At 42.2% G+C, this 23,229-nt stretch carries 22 protein-coding genes and 1 tRNA gene; 13 read left to right on the forward strand and 10 right to left on the reverse strand.

Annotated elements, in window-relative coordinates; translation table 11 throughout:
- Nucleotides 1-2: 2 nt before the first annotated feature.
- From JWQ85_RS01990 to JWQ85_RS02000, 3 genes are all read right to left on the reverse strand, one after another.
- Nucleotides 3-1,025, reverse strand: coding sequence for a 2-hydroxyacid dehydrogenase (locus tag JWQ85_RS01990; RefSeq protein ID WP_299463131.1), 1,023 nt, complete (start codon nt 1,023-1,025; stop codon nt 3-5).
- Between the two features lie 80 nt (nt 1,026-1,105).
- Nucleotides 1,106-2,155, reverse strand: a complete 1,050-nt coding sequence (locus tag JWQ85_RS01995) for a response regulator (RefSeq protein WP_299463134.1) — start codon at nt 2,153-2,155, stop codon at nt 1,106-1,108.
- Nucleotides 2,124-3,338: a PAS domain-containing sensor histidine kinase gene (locus JWQ85_RS02000; RefSeq protein ID WP_299463137.1), complete on the reverse strand. Its 1,215-nt coding sequence runs from the start codon at nt 3,336-3,338 to the stop codon at nt 2,124-2,126. Before JWQ85_RS02000 ends, JWQ85_RS01995 begins: the two co-directional genes overlap by 32 nt.
- 216 nt (nt 3,339-3,554) lie before the next feature.
- Between JWQ85_RS02000 and JWQ85_RS02005 the strand changes: the two genes are divergently transcribed.
- The 5 genes from JWQ85_RS02005 to JWQ85_RS02025 all read left to right on the forward strand — a co-directional run bounded on the left by JWQ85_RS02005 (nt 3,555) and on the right by JWQ85_RS02025 (nt 8,372).
- Nucleotides 3,555-4,280, forward strand: coding sequence for a TIGR00730 family Rossman fold protein (locus tag JWQ85_RS02005; protein ID WP_299463140.1), 726 nt, complete (start codon nt 3,555-3,557; stop codon nt 4,278-4,280).
- Nucleotides 4,281-4,293: 13 nt separating this feature from the next.
- The gene (locus JWQ85_RS02010; RefSeq protein ID WP_299463143.1) at nt 4,294-4,713 is read left to right on the forward strand and encodes a hypothetical protein; all 420 of its coding nucleotides are present in this window, start codon (nt 4,294-4,296) and stop codon (nt 4,711-4,713) included.
- A 153-nt stretch (nt 4,714-4,866) separates the two neighbouring features.
- Nucleotides 4,867-6,354 carry a L,D-transpeptidase family protein gene (locus JWQ85_RS02015; protein ID WP_299463146.1) on the forward strand — a complete coding sequence of 496 codons (1,488 nt, stop codon included), beginning with the start codon at nt 4,867-4,869 and terminating at the stop codon, nt 6,352-6,354.
- 11 nt (nt 6,355-6,365) lie between these two features.
- Nucleotides 6,366-7,424, forward strand: coding sequence for a PEP/pyruvate-binding domain-containing protein (locus tag JWQ85_RS02020; RefSeq protein ID WP_299463149.1), 1,059 nt, complete (start codon nt 6,366-6,368; stop codon nt 7,422-7,424).
- 93 nt (nt 7,425-7,517) lie between these two features.
- Nucleotides 7,518-8,372 (forward strand): universal stress protein, encoded by an 855-nt coding sequence (locus JWQ85_RS02025; RefSeq protein ID WP_299463153.1) that lies wholly within the window; start codon nt 7,518-7,520, stop codon nt 8,370-8,372.
- Between the two features lie 332 nt (nt 8,373-8,704).
- Here JWQ85_RS02025 and JWQ85_RS02030 read toward each other — a convergent pair.
- The 6 genes from JWQ85_RS02030 to JWQ85_RS02055 all read right to left on the reverse strand — a co-directional run bounded on the left by JWQ85_RS02030 (nt 8,705) and on the right by JWQ85_RS02055 (nt 12,400).
- A tRNA-Ser gene (locus JWQ85_RS02030) sits at nt 8,705-8,789 on the reverse strand.
- Nucleotides 8,790-8,876: 87 nt separating this feature from the next.
- Entirely contained in the window at nt 8,877-9,857 is a 981-nt protein-coding gene (locus tag JWQ85_RS02035) for a YihY/virulence factor BrkB family protein (RefSeq protein WP_299463156.1), read from the reverse strand.
- An 11-nt stretch (nt 9,858-9,868) separates the two neighbouring features.
- Nucleotides 9,869-10,276, reverse strand: coding sequence for a thioesterase family protein (locus JWQ85_RS02040; protein ID WP_299463159.1), 408 nt, complete (start codon nt 10,274-10,276; stop codon nt 9,869-9,871).
- Nucleotides 10,276-11,295: an endolytic transglycosylase MltG gene (mltG, locus tag JWQ85_RS02045; RefSeq protein ID WP_299463162.1), complete on the reverse strand. Its 1,020-nt coding sequence runs from the start codon at nt 11,293-11,295 to the stop codon at nt 10,276-10,278. The genes JWQ85_RS02040 and mltG overlap by 1 nt, the downstream gene beginning before the upstream one ends.
- A gap of 18 nt (nt 11,296-11,313) precedes the next feature.
- Nucleotides 11,314-11,622 (reverse strand): rhodanese-like domain-containing protein, encoded by a 309-nt coding sequence (locus tag JWQ85_RS02050; protein ID WP_299463164.1) that lies wholly within the window; start codon nt 11,620-11,622, stop codon nt 11,314-11,316.
- A complete protein-coding gene (locus tag JWQ85_RS02055) occupies nt 11,606-12,400 on the reverse strand; it encodes a PASTA domain-containing protein (protein WP_299463167.1) in 795 nt (264 codons plus the stop codon). The genes JWQ85_RS02050 and JWQ85_RS02055 overlap by 17 nt, the downstream gene beginning before the upstream one ends.
- Nucleotides 12,401-12,919: 519 nt before the next feature.
- Here JWQ85_RS02055 and JWQ85_RS02060 point away from each other — a divergent pair.
- The 3 genes from JWQ85_RS02060 to JWQ85_RS02070 all read left to right on the forward strand — a co-directional run bounded on the left by JWQ85_RS02060 (nt 12,920) and on the right by JWQ85_RS02070 (nt 17,412).
- Nucleotides 12,920-15,286, forward strand: coding sequence for an ABC transporter permease (locus tag JWQ85_RS02060; protein WP_299463170.1), 2,367 nt, complete (start codon nt 12,920-12,922; stop codon nt 15,284-15,286).
- A 463-nt stretch (nt 15,287-15,749) separates the two neighbouring features.
- Nucleotides 15,750-16,331, forward strand: coding sequence for a Crp/Fnr family transcriptional regulator (locus JWQ85_RS02065; protein WP_299463173.1), 582 nt, complete (start codon nt 15,750-15,752; stop codon nt 16,329-16,331).
- A gap of 112 nt (nt 16,332-16,443) precedes the next feature.
- Nucleotides 16,444-17,412, forward strand: coding sequence for a zinc-binding alcohol dehydrogenase family protein (locus JWQ85_RS02070; RefSeq protein WP_299463176.1), 969 nt, complete (start codon nt 16,444-16,446; stop codon nt 17,410-17,412).
- A 428-nt stretch (nt 17,413-17,840) separates the two neighbouring features.
- On the opposite strand, the gene JWQ85_RS02075 is transcribed toward JWQ85_RS02070, so the two are convergent.
- Nucleotides 17,841-18,635 (reverse strand): SDR family oxidoreductase, encoded by a 795-nt coding sequence (locus JWQ85_RS02075; RefSeq protein ID WP_299463179.1) that lies wholly within the window; start codon nt 18,633-18,635, stop codon nt 17,841-17,843.
- A gap of 124 nt (nt 18,636-18,759) precedes the next feature.
- Between JWQ85_RS02075 and JWQ85_RS02080 the strand changes: the two genes are divergently transcribed.
- The 5 genes from JWQ85_RS02080 to JWQ85_RS02100 all read left to right on the forward strand — a co-directional run bounded on the left by JWQ85_RS02080 (nt 18,760) and on the right by JWQ85_RS02100 (nt 23,227).
- Nucleotides 18,760-19,122, forward strand: a complete 363-nt coding sequence (locus JWQ85_RS02080) for a helix-turn-helix domain-containing protein (RefSeq protein ID WP_299463182.1) — start codon at nt 18,760-18,762, stop codon at nt 19,120-19,122.
- Between the two features lie 111 nt (nt 19,123-19,233).
- On the forward strand, nt 19,234-20,217 hold the full coding sequence (locus tag JWQ85_RS02085; RefSeq protein ID WP_299463185.1) for a D-alanine--D-alanine ligase: 984 nt from the start codon (nt 19,234-19,236) through the stop codon (nt 20,215-20,217).
- A 140-nt stretch (nt 20,218-20,357) separates the two neighbouring features.
- Nucleotides 20,358-21,260: an AraC family transcriptional regulator gene (locus JWQ85_RS02090; protein ID WP_299463188.1), complete on the forward strand. Its 903-nt coding sequence runs from the start codon at nt 20,358-20,360 to the stop codon at nt 21,258-21,260.
- Nucleotides 21,261-21,324: 64 nt separating this feature from the next.
- The gene (locus tag JWQ85_RS02095; protein WP_299463191.1) at nt 21,325-22,182 is read left to right on the forward strand and encodes an SDR family NAD(P)-dependent oxidoreductase; all 858 of its coding nucleotides are present in this window, start codon (nt 21,325-21,327) and stop codon (nt 22,180-22,182) included.
- Between the two features lie 208 nt (nt 22,183-22,390).
- Complete coding sequence (locus tag JWQ85_RS02100) at nt 22,391-23,227, forward strand: SDR family NAD(P)-dependent oxidoreductase (protein WP_299463194.1); 837 nt, start codon at nt 22,391-22,393, stop codon at nt 23,225-23,227.
- Nucleotides 23,228-23,229: the final 2 nt, after the last annotated feature.

The following is a 23,229-nucleotide window of genomic DNA, read 5'->3' on the forward strand; positions in this document are numbered from 1 at the left end:
GATTAAATAGGGTTTGATGCCGCGGGCACCTGGCAGTTTTTGGCACAGGCGCAGGCTTTGCCGACGCATTTATTCTGCTGCCACAAGTCAAGATTTTTTATGGTTTGGTCGGCTATGCCCTGCAAGGCTTCGCGGGTTAAATAGGCCTGGTGCGGGGTAATCAGTACATTATCAAACTGCATTAGCTCCTTAAGTAATTCATCTTTAATATTGTCTTTCTCGTGATCTTCAAAGAATAATCCCTTTTCAAATTCGTAAACGTCGAGACCCAAGTAGCCGACTTTGCCCGAATAAATGGCCTGGATAACATCGGTAGTTTTTACCAACGGGCCGCGTGATGTGTTGATCAGCATTACCCCGTCCTTCATTTGCTGTAACGAGGTTGTATTGATGATATGCCTGGTGCCCTCATTAAGTGGAACATGCAGGGAAATGATATCTGAATGTGAGTAAAGATAGGGAAGGGGCACCTGCTCAATTAGTCCCTTATCGTCCGGCAAATTTACGTCGTAGCCAATTACCTTGCAGCCCAAACCCTTAAAAATAGCCGCAGTTGCCAGGCCTGTATTGCCGAGGCCTATGATGCCCACCGTTTTACCGGTAAAATTAAAACCCATCAGGCCATTATTGGTAAAGTTGAAATGATGGCTATGGTCGTCGGCTTTGATGAGATTACGGTTTAGCGCAAAGGCTAGTGCAACTGCATGTTCGGCAATGGCCTCGGGCGAATAATGCGGCACGTTGGCCACTTTGATGCCGTGTTGGCCTGCAGCCTCCTTATCAATATGGTCTGTCCCGGCAGAACGGGTAGCGATATACCTGATGCCAGAGTTAGCCAAAAGTTCAATTACCCCTGCAGAAACATCATCGTTTGTAAAAACAATGACAGCATCCTTACCCTCTGCGTAAAACGTTGTTTCGGCACTCAGGGGGTTTGATATCAGGGTTATATCGTGTTTTTTTTGGTTGGCTTTTGAAAGAAATTCCTTCTCAAACGGTTTTATGCTATATGCTACTACTTTCATCCGCAATAATTTATTTTTCAAAATTATGGCGAATTGCCGGCGCTATAGTTGAGCGTGGTCAGCCAGGAAAATGACGTTCGTCAGTTTTTCATTTTAGCGATCCGTTTTTCATCAATTATAGTAATAAGGCTGCCTTTTTTTTCTATCAGGCCTTCATCCTTAAAATCTGTTAAAGTGCGGCTTACGGTTTCGGTGGCCATGCCCGTCATGGCAGCGAGGTCTTCCCGGTTAATTTTAAATCCTTCTGTGCTATTGTTTTGCTTATGCAAACGTAACAGCGATTCGGCCATGCGTTTACGTACCGAGTTGTAGGCAAGGTGCAGCAATTGTTCTTCTTTATCCCTAACGTCGTTGGCTAATATGCTAATGAACTCGCGTGCCACATCGGGGTATTGGTTAATTAGTTCGTCTAACTGTTCTTTTGGTATCAGGCAAAGCTGCGAGTCTTCTAACGCAGTAGCGGTATCCGCATACGGCTCATTGGCTAACATAGCGTTTACGCCAATGTAATCATCGGTTGCATAAATGCCGGTCATCAGTTCGCGGCCATCCTCGGCAAGCTTCATGGTTTTGATCTTCCCGCTTAAAATAATATACAGCCCATTACCCTTATCACCGTCATAATAAATAACCTGGTTCTTTTTAAACTGCCGGCTTTTACGCTCAGCTACAATACGTTTAAGTTCGGCCAATCCATTGTTTTTTGATAGCAGGCCATTTATTTTATCCAGCGGTTTGCTGTAAAATGTTTCCTGAAGTTCTTTCTTTTTTAAGCGGGTCTCGATGGCGTTAAGTAGTTCAATGTCATCAAAAGGCTTTGTCAGGTAATCATCTGCACCCATTTCCATACCTTTCCGCAGATCAATGCGCTCGGCCTTGGCTGTTAAAAATACAAAGGGTATGGTAGCGGTTTCAGGGTTTTTATGTAGCATGTAAAGTACCCCGTAACCATCCAGATCGGGCATCATGATATCGCACAGTATAATATCAGGTTTATGCTTATTAGCCAGCTCAACCCCAACTTTCCCATTATTTGCCTGTAATACGATAAAATCTGCCAGTTCTAATATCTCAACAATATTTTCCCTGATATCGGTATTATCTTCTATGATCAATACTTGTTTGCTCATGCTTTTTGAATGATATAGTAAATGATGTGCCCTGGTTAACAATGCTGTTAAATTGTATGTTGCCGTTCATTAAATGAGTATAACGGGCAACAATATTCAGCCCCAACCCGGTGCCCGGGATATTACCCGTATTATGCGCCCTGAAGAATGGCTCGAAAAGATGTTTTTGGTCCTTTTCAGGAATACCTATACCGTTATCTTTAATAATTACCGTACATCCGCTTTCATCTATTTCTGTGTTAAATTCGATGAATGTGTTTTCTCCCGAATATTTGATCGCATTGGCTATCAAATTAAACACGCAGTTTCTTAATAGGTTTTGATCCAGCTTAACCATACTTTCTTTACCGGTATGCTGGTAAATAATGTGCTGGTTTTGCTTGGCTACCATTTGCATCTCTTCTGTTATTTCTTCAGAAAATTTTACCAGGTCAAATAAGGAAAAAGTAGGCTCAACTTTACCTGCTTCCAGTTTTTCGAGCGACAGGAAATCATTTAGAATGGTAGTTAAGTTGCCTACAGCATTTTTTATTTTGCCTACGTGTTTAGTAATATTGTCGCTGCTAAAAGCTTGTGCGTATTTATCAACAAGCGATGCCGAAAGTTGTATAGCGCTTAAAGGGGTACGGAACTCGTGTGATGCCATGGATACAAAGCGGCTTTTCAGTTGGCCCAACTCTTTTTCTTTCTCCAATGACAGGCTAACTTCCTCTTTAGCGTTTTGAAGTGCCAGTACAGATTCTTTTAATGATTGGGTTCGCTCTTCAATTAAATCTTCCAAATGTGCCGCATAATCCCTTAGTTGTTCTTCGGCTTCTTTTTGCTTGCTTAGGTCATGAATAAAACCAGTGTATATTTTTCGGCCGGAATAGGCCACCTCACTTACGCCTAACCTGAAAGGGAATGTTGTACCATCTTTACGCAAACCGGTAACCTCACGCCCTATACCAATAATATGCGGCACGCCGGTGTGCTGATAACGCCTGATGTACTCATCGTGTTGGTCGCGATCGGGCGGGGGCATTAAAAATGAAACGTTTTTTCCTATAACCTCTTCAGGGCTATAGCTAAAGAGCATACATGCAGCCGGGTTGATGGTTTCTATCAGTCCCCGTTCATCTATCGTGATGATCCCGTCGATAGCGTTTTGTATAATGGCTTTCAATAAAGCTGCGTTTTCCATAAGCTAAGTTAACCTTTACCGCTAACATTCTGCAAGTATCATGATCCTGGAGCTTTAAAAATGTAATCTATTTCAAGCCAAAAAGTGACTTATATCACTTTTTCAAGTTATGAACCGGTATAAGAGATAAAGGCTGGACATAGCTCACTTTTAAATATGATGCAAGTCATCTGTTCGCCAAGCTGCATTACCCACCTTTACAACAACTAAACAAATATGATGACCACTACTACAGAAATACAGTTTTTGGACGGACCACACTCCAGGTTAAAGGAGTTAAAGTTTACTATACAAACCATGGTAGATCTTATACGTGGACTGCGTGCATTGCATTTTGTAGGGCCATGTATCACCTTCTTTGGTTCGGCACGTTTTAAAGAAGATCATCCTTATTATCAGCTTACCCGTGATGCCGCCGCGGCTTTTGCAAAATTGGGTTTTACGATCATCACAGGTGGTGGACCGGGTTTGATGGAAGCTGCTAATCGAGGCGCCAAAGATGCGGGCGGTTATTCTGTAGGATGCAATATTCAACTGCCTGTAGAGCAAAAACCCAACCCATACCTGGATAAGTGGGTATATATGAGCCACTTTTTTTTACGGAAAGTACTATTGGTAAAATACTCATTCGCTTTTGTGGTAATGCCGGGCGGTTACGGCACGCTTGATGAATATTTTGAAGCGCTTACCCTTATTCAAACCCATAAAATAAAAGACTTCCCGATCATTATTTTGGGGAAAGAATATCATAAGGAATTGATAGAGCACATAGCTGTAATGAAACGCGACGGAACCATAGGAGCAAACGACGAGAAATTTTACCTGGTAACTGATGATATAAACGAGGCTACTGAATTGATCCGAGAAAAAAGTATTAAACAATTTGGGCTGAAGCCAAAACGCAAATACAGGCCATTCAGATGGCTATTTGAGCATAAATAAAACAAAAACATATATGGAAACCTTAAACGCATTATCGGCACGTTCGCTGCAATATTATGTAATGGCCGAACATTGGGCATCTGACCTTAAGTTTTTTAAGATCGAGACCGCTTTTTTTGATAAACTCATTAAAGAATACTTTATTCCAATTGGAGAAATTTCAGGCATGGAAGCATTGCGCGACTTGTTAAATAAAATTAATCGGTTAAAAGAGGACGAACAGGCCACCTGCAAGATGCTTACAGAACAATTACAACAACTGGAACTGATGGCGGAAGATTTTATCCCCGAAAATATTGATAGCATACAGGGTAAACAGGTACAACTGGAATATCTTGTAACCAACCTAACACATGAGTTTAGAGAAGTTAAAAAAGACCTGTTTGTAAAAATAGAGAACATTATGAGAGAAAGTAAAAATATCTTCGGATAGAAGACCTCCATATTTCATAGCCAAATGTTAAGGCGCCATAAATTTATGTGCGCCTTTTTTGTTGCTTTTGGATTAAGTCAGCTTATTAGGTGACCTGTGTCATTATTTAAGGGGTGTGCATATCAGACCTTTACGTCATAAAATAATAAGGTTATGAAAAAGCAGATTAACATAGATGATTATCATAAGTACAGCCATAAAGCCAAAACCCTGCTGCTGGTATGCATGTTCCTTATAACTTTAATGCTTGCAGTATTTACAGGCAAAGCAGCCGATAAGAAGGTTATAACTAAAACCTATCAAAAAGAGCTTTCCGATGAAATAGCAAGGCAACTTGGCGCAGAGAAACTGCCTTTGAATTTTCCACTATCCGTAAAGCGGTTTTACCAGCAGCGGCAGTTTAACCAAAACTGGATAGTTAAGGAAGCTGACGCCGGGCAAACCTGGGCGGCTATGCTCATGATAGATTGCGTTTTGCAGTTTGGGCTTAACCAGGCCGATTATCATCCCAACGAGTTATTATATAGCAAACTTCACGATATTTTAGAACGGCCGGGTCAGGTATCGCTTAACCAGCAAGCGCGTTTCGAAATTATGTTGACCGATGCCATGCTATCATTTATAAATAATCTGCATTTTGGTAAATTCAATCCGCAATATCCTGCTTCAAAAATTGACAAAGGCATGTTAGCTTTTGATGCGATAGGCCTTATAAATAAGGCAATGCTTAGTAAAGATTTTATGCAAGCCATTGTTAGCGCACAGCCGCAAAATAAGTTGTATCAAAACCTTCAGGGGCGTATGCATATTGTGGCTGGTGCGCAGTTGGGCGATTGTTATGAATTTCCCGAAGCTGACGTACGCAAGATGGCGCTCAATATGGAACGTTTAAGATGGGGCGCACTTGATACTGATAATTATATTCAAGTTAACGTTCCGTCTTATAAATTGAGCTTTTATCATAAGGGGGAAGTAGACACCTTTAGGGTAGTAGTGGGTAAGGCAGGAAACCCTACTCCAACCTTAAGTAGCAATATTAAATACTTTACTACCGCACCTGAGTGGAAGGTGCCGCAAAAAATATTTGTAAAAGAGCTGTTGCCGAAAGCCATTAGTGATACTGCATATTTAACCAATAATCATTATTCTATATACAACGAAGCGGGAATGTTGATCAATCCTAACAAAATCTATTTACTAAAAATAAAACAAGCTCCGCAACGCTATCGTGCAACTCAATCGGCAGGGTGCGACAATGCACTTGGGCAGGTTGTATTTAGGTTTGCCAATATTTACGATATCTACTTACATGATACGCCCGAACAGGATTTCTTTTACAGAAAAAACCGCGCCTTAAGCCATGGCTGTATCAGGGTACAAAATGCTGCTAAACTTGCTAAAATATTATTGATTAATGACGATGCGCAAAAAACGCTGCCAATAATGGAAAAAGCCCTCGACGACGGAATTAAAAAGAATTTTTTTCTGAAAAAGCCTATTCCAATTGCGGTAACCTACCTAACCTGCGAGATTGTTGATGGTGCACTAATTGTTTATGACGACATCTACAAACTTGATAATAGCCTTGATATGCTTTTGTATAAAAAGGACGACCAAACCCTAAAAATAACTCAAAATTAACCTTCACAGATATGGAAAAATTCATAAAAGAAATAGACGATATTAACCTGAGTTGTATAAGCCAGGCAGGTTACAAGAGTGCCTATATAGGCGAACTGCATCAATACAACCGTAATGGGTTGTTACTGGCAAACGGTTTTGTAGTTACAACTGCTGCTTACAAGAATTTTATATCATATAATGATTTAGAAAATCAACTCATTATAACTTTAAATGACCTCAGACTTAATGATGCAATTGATTTTGAAAAAATAAGTTTAAGGGCAAAGCAAATGATCATGCAATCGGAAATGCCGGCCGATCTTGGGATGGCAATTATTGGTGCTTACGACTATATGTGTGATTTGGCAGAACAACCTGTTTGCGTAAGCACAAGTTTTACATTTGAAATGCCATTTGATAACACAGATAAAACAATCGAAACTAATTTGAATGTACAGGGCCATTGCGCCTTGCTGTATGCTGTACGTAAGTGTTTTGCAAACCTTTTCAGTATATCGGCTTTACATCATATTGCTTTAAATAAAGTAGATATCGGGAGTTTGGATGTGGCCGTTTGTATTCAAAAAATGATAAGAGCAGATAAAGCATGTGCCGGTGCCGGGCTAACTACAGATTTGAGTTTTAAAGATGAAAATGTAATGCATATTACCGGAAGTTGGGGGCTTGGTAATAGAACTGTTGGCCTTGATAATGAAAATGACGAATACTGGATATTTAAGCCTTCGCTGGCAGGGAAAATGTCTTTGCTTGAAATGAAACTGGGTGCAAAAACAAAAATGCTTATGGTTGCTAAGGAGGATGATTACAGCTTGCAAACAATTGAAACGAAAACACCTGGCGGCATTCAACATCGTTATGTGTTAAATTTAAAGGAAATTGAAGGCCTGGGAAAATGTGGTTTGCTGATAGAGCAGCATTTTAAAAAACCTATGCTTTTCCGATGGGCTAAAGATGGCTTAAATAATCAAATCTATATTCTGTCTATACATCCGGAAGATACAAGGCCGAAACTCCCAATTAACGATTTATCTAAAACATCTGACTTTTACGGTGAGGTAGCTAAATGATCAAGGTCAGGAAAAGAAAATGCTGTTATATGATAACGGTCATTATTTAAATGGCGTGATACAAGCAAATTTGTAAGCATAAAACCAATAAAGATGAAAACGATACTTGTGCCAACAGATTTTTCGCCTTCAGCCAATAACGCTGCAAAATATGCTCTTAAGATCGCTCAAAAAGTAAAAGCAAACATCAAACTTTGTAACGCTATAAAAGTGCCTGCAGAATCTGTTTTTGCGGCACAGGTTGCCTGGCCGCTGGAGGATATCGAACATTTAAAAGATGGGTCGGCGGCGGAACTGATCTATCTCAAAGAGGTTCTACTTCAACAAATAGATAACGAAAGTGGTAGTTTCCGGCCGGCAGTACAGCGTTCCACCGGCGTAGGCAGTGTAATAGATTATGTCAGGAATATTGTTTATGATGATCATATAGACATGGTGGTAATGGGGATGTCTGGAGCTAACACGTTTTCGCGTTTTGTACTTGGAAGCAACAGTCGTGATCTGATAAATAAGGCAGATTTCCCATTATTACTAATACCTAAAGGGCATGATTACCGCCCCATAAAAAAAATTGGCTTTGCAACTGATTTAAGCGGAACCGATATTAATGCTTTGCATTCGCTTGCCAACTTCGCCAGGTATTTTAATGCGGAGATTCTTGTAAGTCACGTTTTGCAAAACCCCGGACAGGACCAGAAACAAGTCGATGCATTTTTAAGTGATGTTACCTGTAAAGTAGACTACCCTCATATTTATTATCGCGCCCTGCAAAGTGACAGTATAAAGAACGGCCTGCAATGGCTAACCGAGAACGGCCAGATAGATGTCTTAGTGATGGTACATCGTGATCACAACTTTTTTAATAATAGCTATACCCAGAAGCTTGCTATTAAAAGTAAGGTGCCATTATTAGTTTTGCCGAGTGGGTTTAATAAGTTCTTGATATAGGGTTGACTGTAGTTCGGCCATATAATATAGCCGAGTATAAAAGTGTTTTGTCAGATTTAAACCTATGAAATTGATAAGCAGCCCAACTATCACTTTAAAGTGGATAAAATTAGTTACTTCCTAAGCTATAAATCAAGATGTTTGCCTATTGAACATGTTGACTTATAGCACTTTATAAGCTCTTTGGTGACCTATGGGTCTTTGTATGTAACAGGTCACCAATAGGTCACCAGAAGAATGCGATTTATTGAATATTTTGGGTAGGTCTTAAAACAAAAAACGCCTTAAATGATGCATTTAAGGCGTTTTTGAATTGTTTGATATGTTATCAGCGGAGAGCTAGGGATTCGAACCCCAGGACCTGTTACAGTCAACAGTTTTCAAGACTGCCGCAATCGACCACTCTGCCAGCTCTCCGGGGACAAAAGTACAAATCCGGGGCGAATTGCCAAACTTGATGTTAACTTTTTTTAAACTAATTATAAACGGTTGATTGTCACTTGCTTATTTAGCAGAATCGTCTGTTTTTTTGGTTCGGAAGGTGTTAAAACGCGGTTTTGCTATACGAATAGTACGCTTGGAAAGGTCAACACTGGCGTTTAATTCAAACCCAATGAGCAATATCATCGAGTTTAGGTACATATATATCATTACTACTATCAATGTACCAATGGCACCATAAACCGTGTTGTATGATGAAAAATTATTGGTGTAGTAGGTAAACCCGATAGAGGTTAATATGGCCAATGATGTAGCCAGTATAGAGCCGGGGTTAATAAACTTCCATTTGCGCTTGTTTGAAGGCCCATAGCGGTACAGTATACAAATGCTGATGAAGAATATCACCAATATTATTAACCACCGTGAGAAGGCTATTAACCAGAACCAGAACTGCGCGTCGCTGTCAAATTTTGTTTTAATAAAGTTTATCACATATTGCCCCGCTATCATAATTGTAATAGCCACCAGTAATGCAACGCTTATTACCACGGTTAGGATGAGAGCTATCAATCGTCTTTTTAACCAGGTACGTGTTTCCAGTATCAGCGACGATTTATTAAAGGCCTGCATTAAATTACTTACACCATTTGTGGCAAAATACAAAGCCGTTAAAAAACCAACGGATAGTAGTTTGCCATTTTGGCGCGCTATAATATCAAAAATGGTATCATGGAATGCGCCATAAGCATTTGTCGGCATTATCATCGCGAAAAGTTCCAGCAAGTCTTTCTGAAACCCTTTTATAGGTATATAGGCTATCAGTGTAAATAAAAATATAATGGCCGGGAAAAGGGCCAGCATAAAATTATAGGCCAATGCTGCCGCGCGGTTTGCTAACGAAGTTTTTTGTATCTCCATTATAAAAAACACAACAACAGTGTATAGGGGCAACGGCCTGAAACCAGGGATGTAAACAGTTTTAGCCCAGTCGGTAAGGTATTGGTAAAACTTAAAGTGCAGTAAAATTCTGTGCGCCCATTTCATTATGGCTAAAATTACTCAAAAAAAGGCTTTAGTTTTTCAATAAAATCAGACGGGGGCAGGCAAGGGCGATTGGTTTTCATATTAACGAAGGCCAGCAGCGTTTCGGCAACGTGTATCAGCTCTTCCCGTTCGTTAAACAGCTCGTACCTGAAATGGATCTTCACACCCGGCATTTTATCCATTATTACGTTGATGGTTATTTCCTCATCATAACGGGCTGGTTTAAGATACTTGCACTTCAGCTCCAGTACCGGCATCATAATGCCCGATGCTTCCATGCCGCTGTAAGTAAGGCCCAGGCTGCGCAGCATTTCTACACGGCCCACCTCAAAAAACTCGGCGTAGTTGCCATAGTACATATAACCCATCTGGTCGGTTTCGCCGTAGCGTACCCTCAATTTTGTGGCGTTCTGGAACATTAGCGTTTAATATTCCTGTCGTTAAGCCCCTGCTGAAACTTGCGGGCGTTTACACGGTGGTCGGCCTCGTTGGTAGCAAAGGCATGGTTGCCGCTAAAATCCGCCTTGGCGCACATATACAGGTAGTCGGTTTTTTTATAATCAAGCACCGCATTAATGGCGTTTACCGATGGCATCATGATAGGGCCTGGGGGCAAACCTTTATACATGTAAGTATTGTATGGCGAATTAGTAATTAAGTCACGATTAAGCACGCGTTTAATGGTAAAATCGTTTACCGCGAAAATGACGGTAGGATCGGACTGCAGCTTCATCCCTTTGTTAAGACGGTTAAGATAAAGGCCTGCAATGGTGGGCATTTCATCATCATGCAAAGCTTCGGCATCTACAATTGATGCTAATACCGATACTTCCTGAGGGGTTAGTTTTATGTCGGCAGCTTTTTGCTTGCGCTCGGGCGTCCAAAACTTCTGGTAATTGTCATACATCCGCTTAAAAAATTTATCTGCCGATGTATTCCAGTAAAACTGGTAGGAGTTAGGGATAAAAACGGTATAAATATTATCGGTAGTAAAACCGTATTGCTCCGCAAACTTAGCCGAATCAAGCAATCTCAATATAGAAACTGAATCGGCCTCTATCTTTTTTGATACAAAACCCGCGAACTGGTCTTTCAGCCTTAAATTATGAAATAATAAGGTTACCGGCTCCTGGTTGCCCGCTTTAAGCATATTTATAAAACTGCGATTGCTCATGCCGCTTTTTAAGCGGTACTTACCAGGCTTAACCCTAAGGTATTTCATGTTATGTGCCGACCACAGAAAAGTGGTGGTATCTTTAACAATCCCCTGTTCACGTATGGTTTTGTAAACCTCGTCAAAGGTAGATCCTGTGCGTATGTACAGGTATTCCTGCTTATCGGTAACGTTCGGCCCAAAATAGCGCAGGTAATAAAATACGCCGGTTGCTGCCAGTGATATGATGATGATTACCACCAGCGCGATCACAAATTTTTTCATATATAAATGGGAAGTTTTTTATTTATTGTTTAGTTTTTGCAGCGCTTTAAGTCCGCCTTTTAGGTTCACCACATTTTGGAACCCGCTTTCTGTTAAAATAGCCTGTGCCGTATCGCTCCTGATACCTGCACTGCAAATAACGATTATCTCGTCTGTTTTGTTGTAATTAATGCTGCTAATGTTTTGTTTCAATTTTGATACAGGGATATGCTGCCCGCCAATATTAAAAGTATGATATTCTATCGCTTCTCTAACATCAAGCAGGTTTAAAGTATCGCCGGTTTGTATGCGTTGCTGTAATTTTGCCGCATCAATTTGCTGGGACATCGCTTGCTTTGCCTTGTGATACAGTTAAATTAATACGCGTACCAATACTGGCTTTACTCAAGGAATCACTCCGCATAGGCGATTGCGAAACCACTACTACATTGGTAGAATCCGTTATCGATCCCTCATAAGTAATAGTACCAATAGTAAGCCCTGCACCCCTAATAGAGAATTTAGCAGCATCCAGATCAAGATTTAACAGCTCTGGTATTTCTACCTCGCTTGCACCTTCGCCGTTACCCAGTACCAGGTCAAGCTTAGAGCCTTTAGGTATTTTGGTGCCCGGTTTTATAATTTGGCCGCCAAAGCGCACTTCCAGTACACGGTCACGGGCAATATCCGAACGATAGGTGGTATCACCAACTTTTAAGCCGTAGTTAGACAGGGTAGCCACCGCTTCACGATAAATGCTTTGATCGGTAGTCAGATCCGGCAGGGAAACATTTGGCGCCAGTTGGGTCACCATGGTTAAGTATATGGTACGGTTTTCTTTAACGTTGGTGCCGGCATCAGGGTCTTGCTCTACAATGGTGCCGGGGGCAATGTCCGGTACATAAACCGAATCTATTTTATAGTTGAAGCCCTGCTCTGTAAGCAAGCTCATCGCTTTATCAACATTAAGGCCTTTTAGCTTTGGTACAGGTATGCCCTGGCCGTGGCGGGTGTACGAACTAAGGCTGAAAAAGGCTATTAAAACTATGCTGATAACCGTGGCTACAACCAATAAAATGGTGTTTCTGAATTGCCTGGTTTTTAAATAAGCCCAAAAATTACTCATGCGTTTCTGTAGGAAATTTAAGTTCAAACATAGGGATTTAATTTTAGATTTTAGATTTACGATTTTGGATTTGAATGTTAAAAAGCATACTGCTTATACGTAATAGCGTGGTGTTTTAACCTCTACTTTAGGTATTATGGCGTTGCCTGCGGCCCGGGCTTTACGCTCATACTGCACAGGCCTTGGGCGCGGGCCGGTATCCGCTTCAATCCCTAACGTGGTTGACCGTTGTAGCGGGAGACGCGAAGTATCGCGTCTCTACGGGGAATAATGTAGAGACGCGATACTTCGCGTCTTTGACAACATACAGGCAACGTCCCTTCCCGCCCGTCATTGCAATGACGGGTTGGTTAGGAGTTCCCCGTAAAACCGAACAGTCGCTGTAACGTTTCCGAACGCTGTATGATGAATAATATATTGTAAATGGTTAATTATAAGTAAGTTAAATTAATGGCATGGATTTTAAACAAGATAAATTTTCTATTTTCGATTTAACTGCCCATTCAAAAAAAGCATACCATGTTAAAAACATACTTTAAACTTGCTTACAGGAACATAACAAAAGATAAAGCCTATTCTATTATCAATATATCAGGTTTGGCAATAGGCCTGGCATCAAGTATCCTGATATTGCTTTGGGTACAAAATGAATTAAGCTATGATAAGTTCCATAAAAATGCCGGCCAGATCTATCGCATAGCCTGCGATTGTGGCGATTCAAAAACCGTGGGCACCCCGGCAGGTATGCCGGCGGGATTGAAAGCGGAAATGCCGGTTATTAAAAATACGGTTCGCATAAAACCAGCCAATACTACCCTGCTGGAAGCCGGAAGCAAAAAATTTGAAGAAGATAACTTGTTCTATGCCGACGAAAGTTTTATGGACGTATTTTCCTTTCCTTTAATAAAAGGCGACCGTGCCACGGCATTAAAACAGGTAGATGGTGCATTATTAACGCAGGCCATGGCCACAAAATACTTCGGGAACGAAGATCCTATTGGCAAGATAATACGAAAAGACAATAAAGAAAACATAATAGTAACAGGCGTTTTGGCTAATATTCCTGCTAACTCCGATCTGCAATTTGATTTCATCCTGCCAATGGCGTCATTAGCCAGAACCAATGACGATTTGAAAAATAGCGTATGGAGTAATTTTAATTTTTACGACTATTTACTATTAGACAAGAGTTTTGATCCTTCTGTTGCCAATTTATCAGGGTTGGAAAAACAAATGGATCAAATATTTCATAAACGTGATGATGGAATGAAAGCCACATTCCACTTGCAGCCCTTAACCCAAATTCACCTTGCACCCGAGCAGTTGGGCGATGGGCCGGGCCACGGGAACGCGCAATATGTAAGCATCTTTTTTATAATCGCTATTTTGATACTAATAGTGGCCTGTATCAATTTTATGAACCTTGCCACCGCGCGCTCAGCCCGAAGGGCCAAAGAAATTGGTTTACGCAAAGTGGCAGGCGCTGTACGCGGGCAGTTGATCCTCCAGTTTTTAAGCGAATCTGTTTTTATTTCTTTCCTGTCCTTATTTCTTGCATTTGTTATCGTTATTTTATTCCTGCCGGTGTTTAATGAACTGGCGAACAGGAAACTCAGCATCAATGTAATGGATGTGAAACTTTGGTTAAGCCTTTTTGGTATTGCTTTGTTAACCGGGCTGGTATCGGGCAGTTATCCGGCCTTGTTTCTTTCGGGCTTTAACCCGGTTAAAGTGCTTAAGGGGAATGTAAAATCAATGGGCGGTAATTTACTCTTCCGCAATACTTTAGTTGTAACCCAATTTATGGTCTCTATTGTATTACTGGTAGGCACAGTAGTTATTTATAACCAACTCAAATTTATAAAAGAACGCAACCCCGGCTTTGAGAAGGCCAATCTTTTGTATGTACCCATGACGGGGGATATGTGGAACAAACAGCAGACGTTAAAGGATGAGTTAAAACAAAACCCACTTACCAGCGACTTTACCCTTATTACCGACCTGCCCACCAACCTGGGCGGCTGGACAGTTAGTGTTGAGTGGGATGGCAAAGATCCGAATTCGAAGCTGGCTATCCCGGTAATGGCTGTAAATGAAGATTTCACTCACACATTCAGGATGAAAATGGCGACGGGCCGGAGTTTTTCAAGGGCGTTTAAAACCGATTCGGGTAGTTATATGATCAACGAAAAAATGGCGGGTATTATGGGTTTAAATGCTAATACAGCAATAGGTAAACCATTAACACTTTGGGGTAACAAAGGCATTATCGTTGGCGTTGTAAAAGATTTTAATTTTAAACCCGTGCAGCAGGCTATAGAGCCATTAGTTATGCCTTTTAATAAAATGGGCGGTTTTACAGTGATAAGGACGCTACCGGGCAAAACCAGCGCTACCATACAGGCATTATCAACAATAAGCCGGGAGCTTAACCCCGCACATCCCTTTAAATTCGACTTTCTTGATCAGGACCTGGCCAACCTTTATAAAGGCGAACAGCAGATGGGCAATATTTTTAACCTTTTTGCCGCCCTTGGTATTTTTATATCCTGTTTGGGGTTATATGGCTTATCCGCCTTTATGGCCGAACAGCGTACCAAAGAAATTGGCGTTCGTAAAGTATTAGGGGCGCCCATTTTTAGCCTGGTTTATTTATTATCTGCCGGTATTACCAGGCTCATCCTGGTGGCTATTTGTATAGCCATACCGCTTTCCTGGTATGCGGTGAACAGTTGGCTGGCCGGTTTTGCCTACCATATAAATGTTAGCTGGGTGGTATTCTTCATAGCATCTATGGCAGCTTTAGGCATTGCCTGGCTTACGGTTAGTTACGAATCTATAAAAGCAGCAACAGTAAACCCTATAAAGAGTTTAAGAACGGAGTGATGGTGATTTGATTTGGAATGTCGAATTTTTAATTTCGGATTTTAAGGATATGTAGCCCCCACAACCCCCTGAAGTGGGAGCTTTTGAAACGCTTAAAGCAAATTCGGTTCCCCCTTCAGGGGGTTAGGGGGGCTTGGCGTTACCTGCGGTCCGGGCTTTACGCTCATACTGCACAGGCCTTAGCCCCATGGCCGGTATCCGCTTCAATCCCTAACGCGAATCATCTCTTTCCCGCCACGTCTTGCTGTAAGGAACGAAGCAATCTCTTTGGGACAGGTCGCCGATTGATTGAACCGTTATTTGTAGGATTTTTGTGATTATCCTGATTTTATTCCTCCGTGTCGGTAAAACAGCTTCGGGCGAAAGCAAGGTCGGAATGTGGCAAAGAAGCCTTTTTGCAGGTTTGATTTTTTGTTATATTAGTAATTTATGATGAAACTTATCATAAGGTAAAAATCCAGTCGTGTCTATAGAAAAATTAAAGCAACATTTTGACAATTACTTTCCGCTGAATGCCGAGGAACTGAATGCCTTAAGCACACGTTTTGCTCAACGTAGCGTTAAACGCCGACAGTTCGTATTACAGCAAGGAGATGTTTGCCGTCATTTTACATTCGTGATCTCTGGCTGCCTTAAAATGTACGCGGTTGATAAAAATGGAAAGGAGCATAACCTTCAATTTATTGCAGAGAACGACTGGGCGACAGACTTAAGCAGTTTTTACTCGGAAAAGCCGAGCCAGCTCTACATTGAAGCTATAGAGCCAACGATGATATTGCAGGCAAAGCATGAGGATGTACTGCATTTATATACCCGCTACCATAAGTTTGATCATAACTTTAGGGTGATAATAGAACAGAAATACATTGAATTACAAGACCGTGTTTTGCAAAATATCAGTTCATCGGCCGAAGAACGGTATGAATATTTTCTGAAACAATACCCTGATCTTTTTAACAGGCTTCCCAATACACAGATTGCCTCTTACCTGGGCATTACCCCCGAATTTCTCAGTACAATTCGTAAAACAAGGGTTAAGTCTTAAAGTATCTTAAGGCTATTTCTTAAATAACTTTATTGGCCACCTTTAATGATATTGGCCAACTTTGCCGTATGGCTTGTGGTAATAACCGGGGCTTTTTTGAATTAATACAAATATGAAAGCAGCAGTTTTAAAACAAGCGGGCGGTCCCGAAAATATTGTAGTAGAAGATAGGGCAATACCAGCACCTTCAGAAGGTTGGGTTTTGGTAAAAGTGAAAGCGTTTGGCCTTAACCGTTCAGAACTGATGACCCGGAAAGGATTATCACCAGGCGTTAAATTTCCAAGGGTATTAGGCATTGAGTGCGTTGGCGAAGTGGAGCATGATCCATCGGGCGAATTTAAACCCGGCCAAAAAGTTGCGGCCTTTATGGGTGGCATGGGCAGGGATTTTGATGGCGGTTATGCCGAATATGCTGTTCTGCCCAAATATTTGCTAATGCCCTTTGACAGCAATTTGACCTGGGAACAATTAGGCGCAATGCCAGAGATGTTCCAAACAGTTTACGGCTCCTTGAACATCGCATTGAAAATAAAGCCCGGAGAAACCCTTTTGATAAGGGGAGGCACATCCTCTATTGGTATGTTGGCCGCACAATTGGCAAAAAATACCGGACTAACGGTTATTGCTACTACCAGGAACCATAACAAAAAAGAAATACTCATAGGCAATGGCGCAGACCATGTTGTGATAGATGACGGAGATATTCAACAAAAAATAAAAGAGATAATGCCCGCTGGTGTAGATAAAGTAATGGAACTTGTTGGCACATCAACCCTTAAAGATTCGCTGGCGTGTATAACCGCGGGTGGTATTGCCTGTATGACCGGAATGCTTGCCGAGCAATGGTCTATTATTGATTTTGCACCAATGGAATTTATACCAGCGGCTGTAAGCCTGACCATCTACGACAGTGGGCAGATCCGGGTTGGTGATAAATATTTTCAGCACTTTATTAATGATGTTGAAAGTGGGGCGGTGAAACTGAAAATTGGCCGTGTGTTTTCACTGCCACAAATTGCCGAAGCCCACAAATTGATGGAAGATAATTCGGCAGGCGGGAAAATTGTTGTTGTTACTTAATATGCACGCCGCTGACGCACGCGTGCTGCGTGTGGTACCTTGTCACCTGGCTATTTACTCACCCCGACAACGCTACGCTGGTCGACCCTCTCTGCTGCGCAAAGAGGGTGAAGAATAATCGGTTTTTTTAAACCCTCTTTCCGCGCAGCGAAGAGAGGGTGGTCGAGCGCAGCAACGACCGGGTGAGTCAACAGCGTTAGGGATAGGAGCGGATACCTGCCCGTGGCTAAGGCCTGTGCAGTATAAGCGCATAGCCCGGCCGCAGGCAACTCCATGGTTAAAAATTAATGATCGTCTATTTTTCGCATTAGTTTTCTAAATCAGCCAAAAGGATGAAAATTGACGCAAATGGTTTTTAACGGCTTCCCGGGTTAAAAGCCCGGGAAGCCTGTTAATAAACAATAATGATGATGTTTTGCGTAAGGTTATCAAATGGTTGGTATAGTTCCGCCATCAATTACGTATTCGGTTCCTGTAAGATAACCGGCGCGCGGCGATACCAGGAAGCCTACCAGTTCAGCCACCTCTTCGGGTTGTGCGGGCCGGCCAATTGGGATTCCGCCCAGCGCGTCCATAACACTTTGGGTAGCTTCCTCTATTGTAATATTTGAGCTCTCAGAGATCCGTTCCATCATCCTGATGGCAGAGGTTGTCTTTATCCATCCCGGAGAAACAGTAAGTACGCGCACACCTTTTGCCGACACCTCATTGGATAAGCCCTTACTATAATTGATAAGCCCTGCTTTAGCTGCTGCGTAGGGTAAGGTAGAATCATATAAAGGTAGTTTGCCCTGAATAGAAGCAATATGGATGATGACCCCATTGCCGCGGTCTACCATTTGTGGTAAAAATCCTCTGTCCAAACGGACGGGGGCCAGCAAATTAGTACGAATAGTAGTTTCCCAGTCATCGTCGGTCAATACCGCGAAACCGCCGCCGGGTGTTTCGGAAACTCCGAGGTTATTAACCAGGATATCCAGCCTGCCATAGGTATTCAAAATTTCTTCAACTACTTTTTGAGTGCCTTGCTGCTGGCTCAGGTCGGCCGCGATAAAATGCAGTCCATCAGTATTTTCCTCCGGCTGATTTCTGGCTGTTATAACTACGGTTGCGCCAGCCTCCAGCAATCTTTCTGCAATGGCTTTGCCTGCACCTTTTGTTCCGCCTGTTACCAGGGCAATTTTGCCCGATAATTCTTTATTATAATTAAATTCCTGTTTCATAGTTAAATGCTTTTGTACAAATTTCGGTAGTACCCGTGGCCTCCGCAAGTACGGTGTTACGATTCATATAGGGATAAATTATTCCCATATTGCCCGTGGCAATACATAGCGTTACATTTGTAACATGTATAAAAAGAAGACATTGCCTAACTTAAGCTGTGGTTTAGACCTGGTAGGTGAGGTGCTTTATGGTAAATGGAAGATGAGGCTATTGTGGTTCATTAATGAGGGATACCAACGCCCGAGTGAACTGCAACGCAAAATACCGGATGCTTCGAGGCGTGTATTGAACATGCAGTTAAAAGAACTGGAAGAGCATGAACTGGTAAGCCGGTTAATTTACCCCGTTATGCCACCGAAAGTGGAATACAGCCTTACTGATTTTGGGCAAACATTAATACCTGTGATATTAGCTATCGGCCAATGGGGGGATAAGCACGAAGAACAGTTGCGGAAACTTATCCTTAAAACGAACGGAGAAAGTTAACATGGAAGTTGTTTAAATACGATTCATTATTTTCTGCGTTTCTCATGTTTCCCGTAAGAAGTTTTCGGTATCATATCCCACATTCAAAATCAAAAACTATCTTTGGCTATCATGAAAACCATAAACGTAGCCCTTTTGGCCGGTGGCTTTACCGGCGAGTACGAAGTATCTATTAACAGCGCTAAAAACATTGCTGCCAGTTTAGATGCCAGCAAATACAAGGTTTATACCATATTAATAAACCGCCACAACTGGGTTTACGAAATTGATGGAAAAGCTACCGACATTGATAAAAACGACTTTAGCCTTACCTTAAACGGCGAAAAGATAAAATTTGATTTCGCGTTCATTACCGTGCACGGTACCCCCGGCGAGGATGGTAAACTGCAAAGTTATTTCGACCTGGTGGGCATACCGTACAACACTTGCGATGCTACCACATCGGCCATTACCATGAATAAGGCTTATACCAAAGCTATTGTAAATGGTATCCACGGTTTACATGCGGCAAAATCCATCCAATTACACCAAAGGGACGAGCATGATACCGCTACCATAGCATCAACATTAAAGTTTCCGCTGTTTATTAAACCCAACAACGGTGGCAGCAGTGTGGGCATGAGCAAGGTTTATAACGTAGGCGGCCTGCACGAGGCTATCGAGAAGGCGTTTAAAGAAGATTCACAGATATTGATAGAGGAGTTTATTAAAGGCCGTGAGTTTAGCATAGGTATAGCACGCCTGAACGGTAAGATAACAGTATTACCCGCTACCGAGATCATCAGCTCAAAAGACTTCTTCGATTACGAAGCCAAATATACCCCCGGCGTATCAGAAGAAATAACCCCGGCCGATCTGCCTGCCGAAAAGAACCACGAAATAGCCGAAATTGTAACCCAAATTTACCTGCGCCTTAATTGCCGTGGCATGGTACGGGTTGATTTTATTTTACTGGAAGGTACACAGGAGTTCTACTTTATTGAAGTGAACACCACGCCGGGCCAATCGGCAAACAGCCTGATACCACAACAGGTAAGGGCTGCCGGCATGAGTGTTTCCGACTTTTATGGTACGCTGATAGAAGGAACAATGTAGGTTTTAGGGCGGTTTTGGGCCGTATTTTTAGTGGTTAAGGGCCGGTTTTTGGCGTTTTAAAGACGTTTTAAAGCTGGTTTTTGGCGATATTTTTAGGTGCTTTTTTTGCTCTGTATGTTTGAATTATGTAACTTTGTTTTATGGCAGCTACAGAAACACTCGAAGATTTTTACAAGCAAAAGTTTAACTGGTTACCCGATAATCTTAGTCAGGATATTGGCCACTTTAATGTTTTCCGCCTGGAAGACTGTTATGCGCCCCATGCCAAGCCTATAGTTTATACCCGCCGCGATTTTTACAAGATAAGCCTGGTGCGTGGTAAAAATATTGTGCACTATGCCGATAAAAGCATCGAAATTGATGGCTGTACGCTGGTTTTCTTTAATCCGATGGTACCATACACATTTGAGCATAGTGATAATATCCGGTCGGGGGCCTTCTGTATCTTCAGGGAATCGTTTTTTACTGAAATGCTGCGGCGTAATATACATGAGCTGCCTATGTTTGCTCCCAATGGCACGCCTACCTATTCGTTAAATGGCGAACAGGAAGAGTACGCGGCGCAGGTTTTTGAAAAAATGCTGGGCGAAATAAATTCCGACTATCGTTTTAAGTATGATCTGCTGCGTAATTACCTTACCGAGTTGGTGCACTACGCTTTAAAGATACAGCCGAAAGAGATCTTATATGAACACCCGGATGCTAACTCGCGTATTACCTCCATATTTACCGAATTACTTGAGCGCCAGTTCCCGATAGAAACACCTGCGCAACGTTTCAACCTGCGCTCGGCTAAAGATTTTGCTGATAGGTTATCCGTACACGTAAACCACCTTAACAGGGCCATTCGCCAAACTACAGGCAAAACTACAACACACCACATTACAGAGCGCCTGGCCAGCGAAGCCAAGGCGTTGTTAAAGCACACCAACTGGAACGTATCTGAAATTAGCTACAGCCTGGGCTTTGAAGAACCTGCCCATTTTAATAATTTCTTTAAAAAACAAACCAATATCACCCCATCTTCTTATAGGGCTGTTTGAATTACGTAAGTATTTGTTTGAATAGTGCAAACGCATAGGGGTGCTGATGTTTTAATTTTGTAATATGCAAAACATCAATATTAAAAACAACAAAAAAACATGGTTCATTACAGGTGCGTCTAAAGGGTTTGGGCTTAGCCTGGTAAAGCAACTGCTGGCTCAAGGGCAGAGTGTTGCGGCAACATCACGCAACCTGGCCGAACTGGTAATAGCTGTGGGCTCAACTGCCGATAATTTTTTACCGCTTGAGGTTGACCTGGCCGATGAGGACAGCGTAGGTTGCGCTATGCATAAAACAAAAAAAGCTTTTGGACGTATAGATGTCGTGATAAATAATGCCGGCTACGGCATTGGTGGCAGTATTGAAGAATTAACCGATGATGAAACCCGCGGCAATTTTAACGTAAATGTATTTGGTACGCTAAACGTGATACGTATGGTAATGCCTTATATGCGCTATCAGCAATCTGGCCATATCATTAACATCTCGTCAATAGCAGGCTTTGCACCGGGCACGGGCTGGTCTGTTTACGCGGCTACTAAGTTCTCTATCGAGGGATTATCCACGGTTTTAGCCGAGGATGTGCGCGAGTTTGGTATCAAGGTAACCGTTGTAGCCCCAGGCGCCTTCCGCACCAGCTTTTTAACGCCCGAGTCGTTAACCATAGCTAAAAACCCAATGGAGGAGTATAAAGCAGTGAGGACAAGCCATGACAGATATCTGAAAATGGACGGCCAGCAAGCCGGCGACCCTGAAAAAGCGGCAGCAGCAATTATCAACGTAGCCTACCAGGAAAACCCGCCATTGCATTTATTATTAGGTGCCGATGCTTACGACCGTGCGATGGCCCAACTGGAAAAGCTGGAAAAAGAGTTCCGTTTTAACGAGGAGCTGAGCAGGTCAATGGCATACAGCGCTTAAAAATTTAAACTCGTTATTGTTTGATATTTGCAAGTTTAGCAGGGTAGCGATTTAGGTGAAAAAAGACGACCAAAAAACGCTAAAAAACGTCCTTAAAACGCCTAAAAACGACCCGAAAACCCCCTGGAAACAACTCAAAGTGGGATTAAAATAGGACTTGCGAACAATAATCTAACAAAATAATCATCAACCCAAAAACATAAACAACATGAACAATCAAAAAGTATGGTTTGTAACCGGAGCCTCAAAAGGCCTGGGGCTTTCCCTTGTAAAACAACTATTAGATAAAGGCTACAATGTAGCCGCAACATCACGTAATGTAGCCGACCTGGAAAACGCGGTAGGCAAGTCGGAAAGCTTTTTGCCGCTGGCCGTGAATATTACCGATGAAAAAAGTGTAACCGATGCCATCAGCCAAACCATTAGCCTTTTTGGCAAGATAGACGTGGTGGTAAACAATGCCGGCTATGGCCTGGTAGGTGGCTTGGAAGAATTAACCGACGCCGAAGCACGTGCAAACTTTGATGTAAACGTGTTTGGCTCGTTAAACGTGATCCGGGCTGCAATGCCGCACCTGCGCGAGCAAAAATCAGGTCATATATTCAACATCTCATCAATTGGTGGTTTTACCGGCAACTTCCCGGGCTTTGGTATCTATTGCGCTACCAAGTTCGCGGTACAGGGCTTTACCGAGTCGTTAGCTGCCGAGATCAAATCGTTCGGTGTGAAGGCTACCATCGTATCACCGGGATATTTCAGGACTAATTTCCTGGCGGCAGATTCATTAGCTGTGCCAAAGCACGAGATACAAGCCTATAAAGAGGTTAGGGAAGTACAGGCAGCCCATCAGCACGATATTGATGGCAAGCAGGCGGGCGATCCTGAAAAAGGCGTAGCAGCCATCATCACTGTGGCCGAAGCGGCTGAAGCCCCCATGCACCTGTTCCTGGGGCAGGATGCTTATGATATCGCCTACAAAAAAATGGATGATGTTAAACATGACCTGGAGACCTGGAAAGAGTTGAGTACTTCAACAGGATTTTAAAT

The sequence above is a fragment of the Mucilaginibacter sp. genome (assembly GCF_028288105.1).
Classification (GTDB): Bacteria; Bacteroidota; Bacteroidia; order Sphingobacteriales; family Sphingobacteriaceae; genus Mucilaginibacter.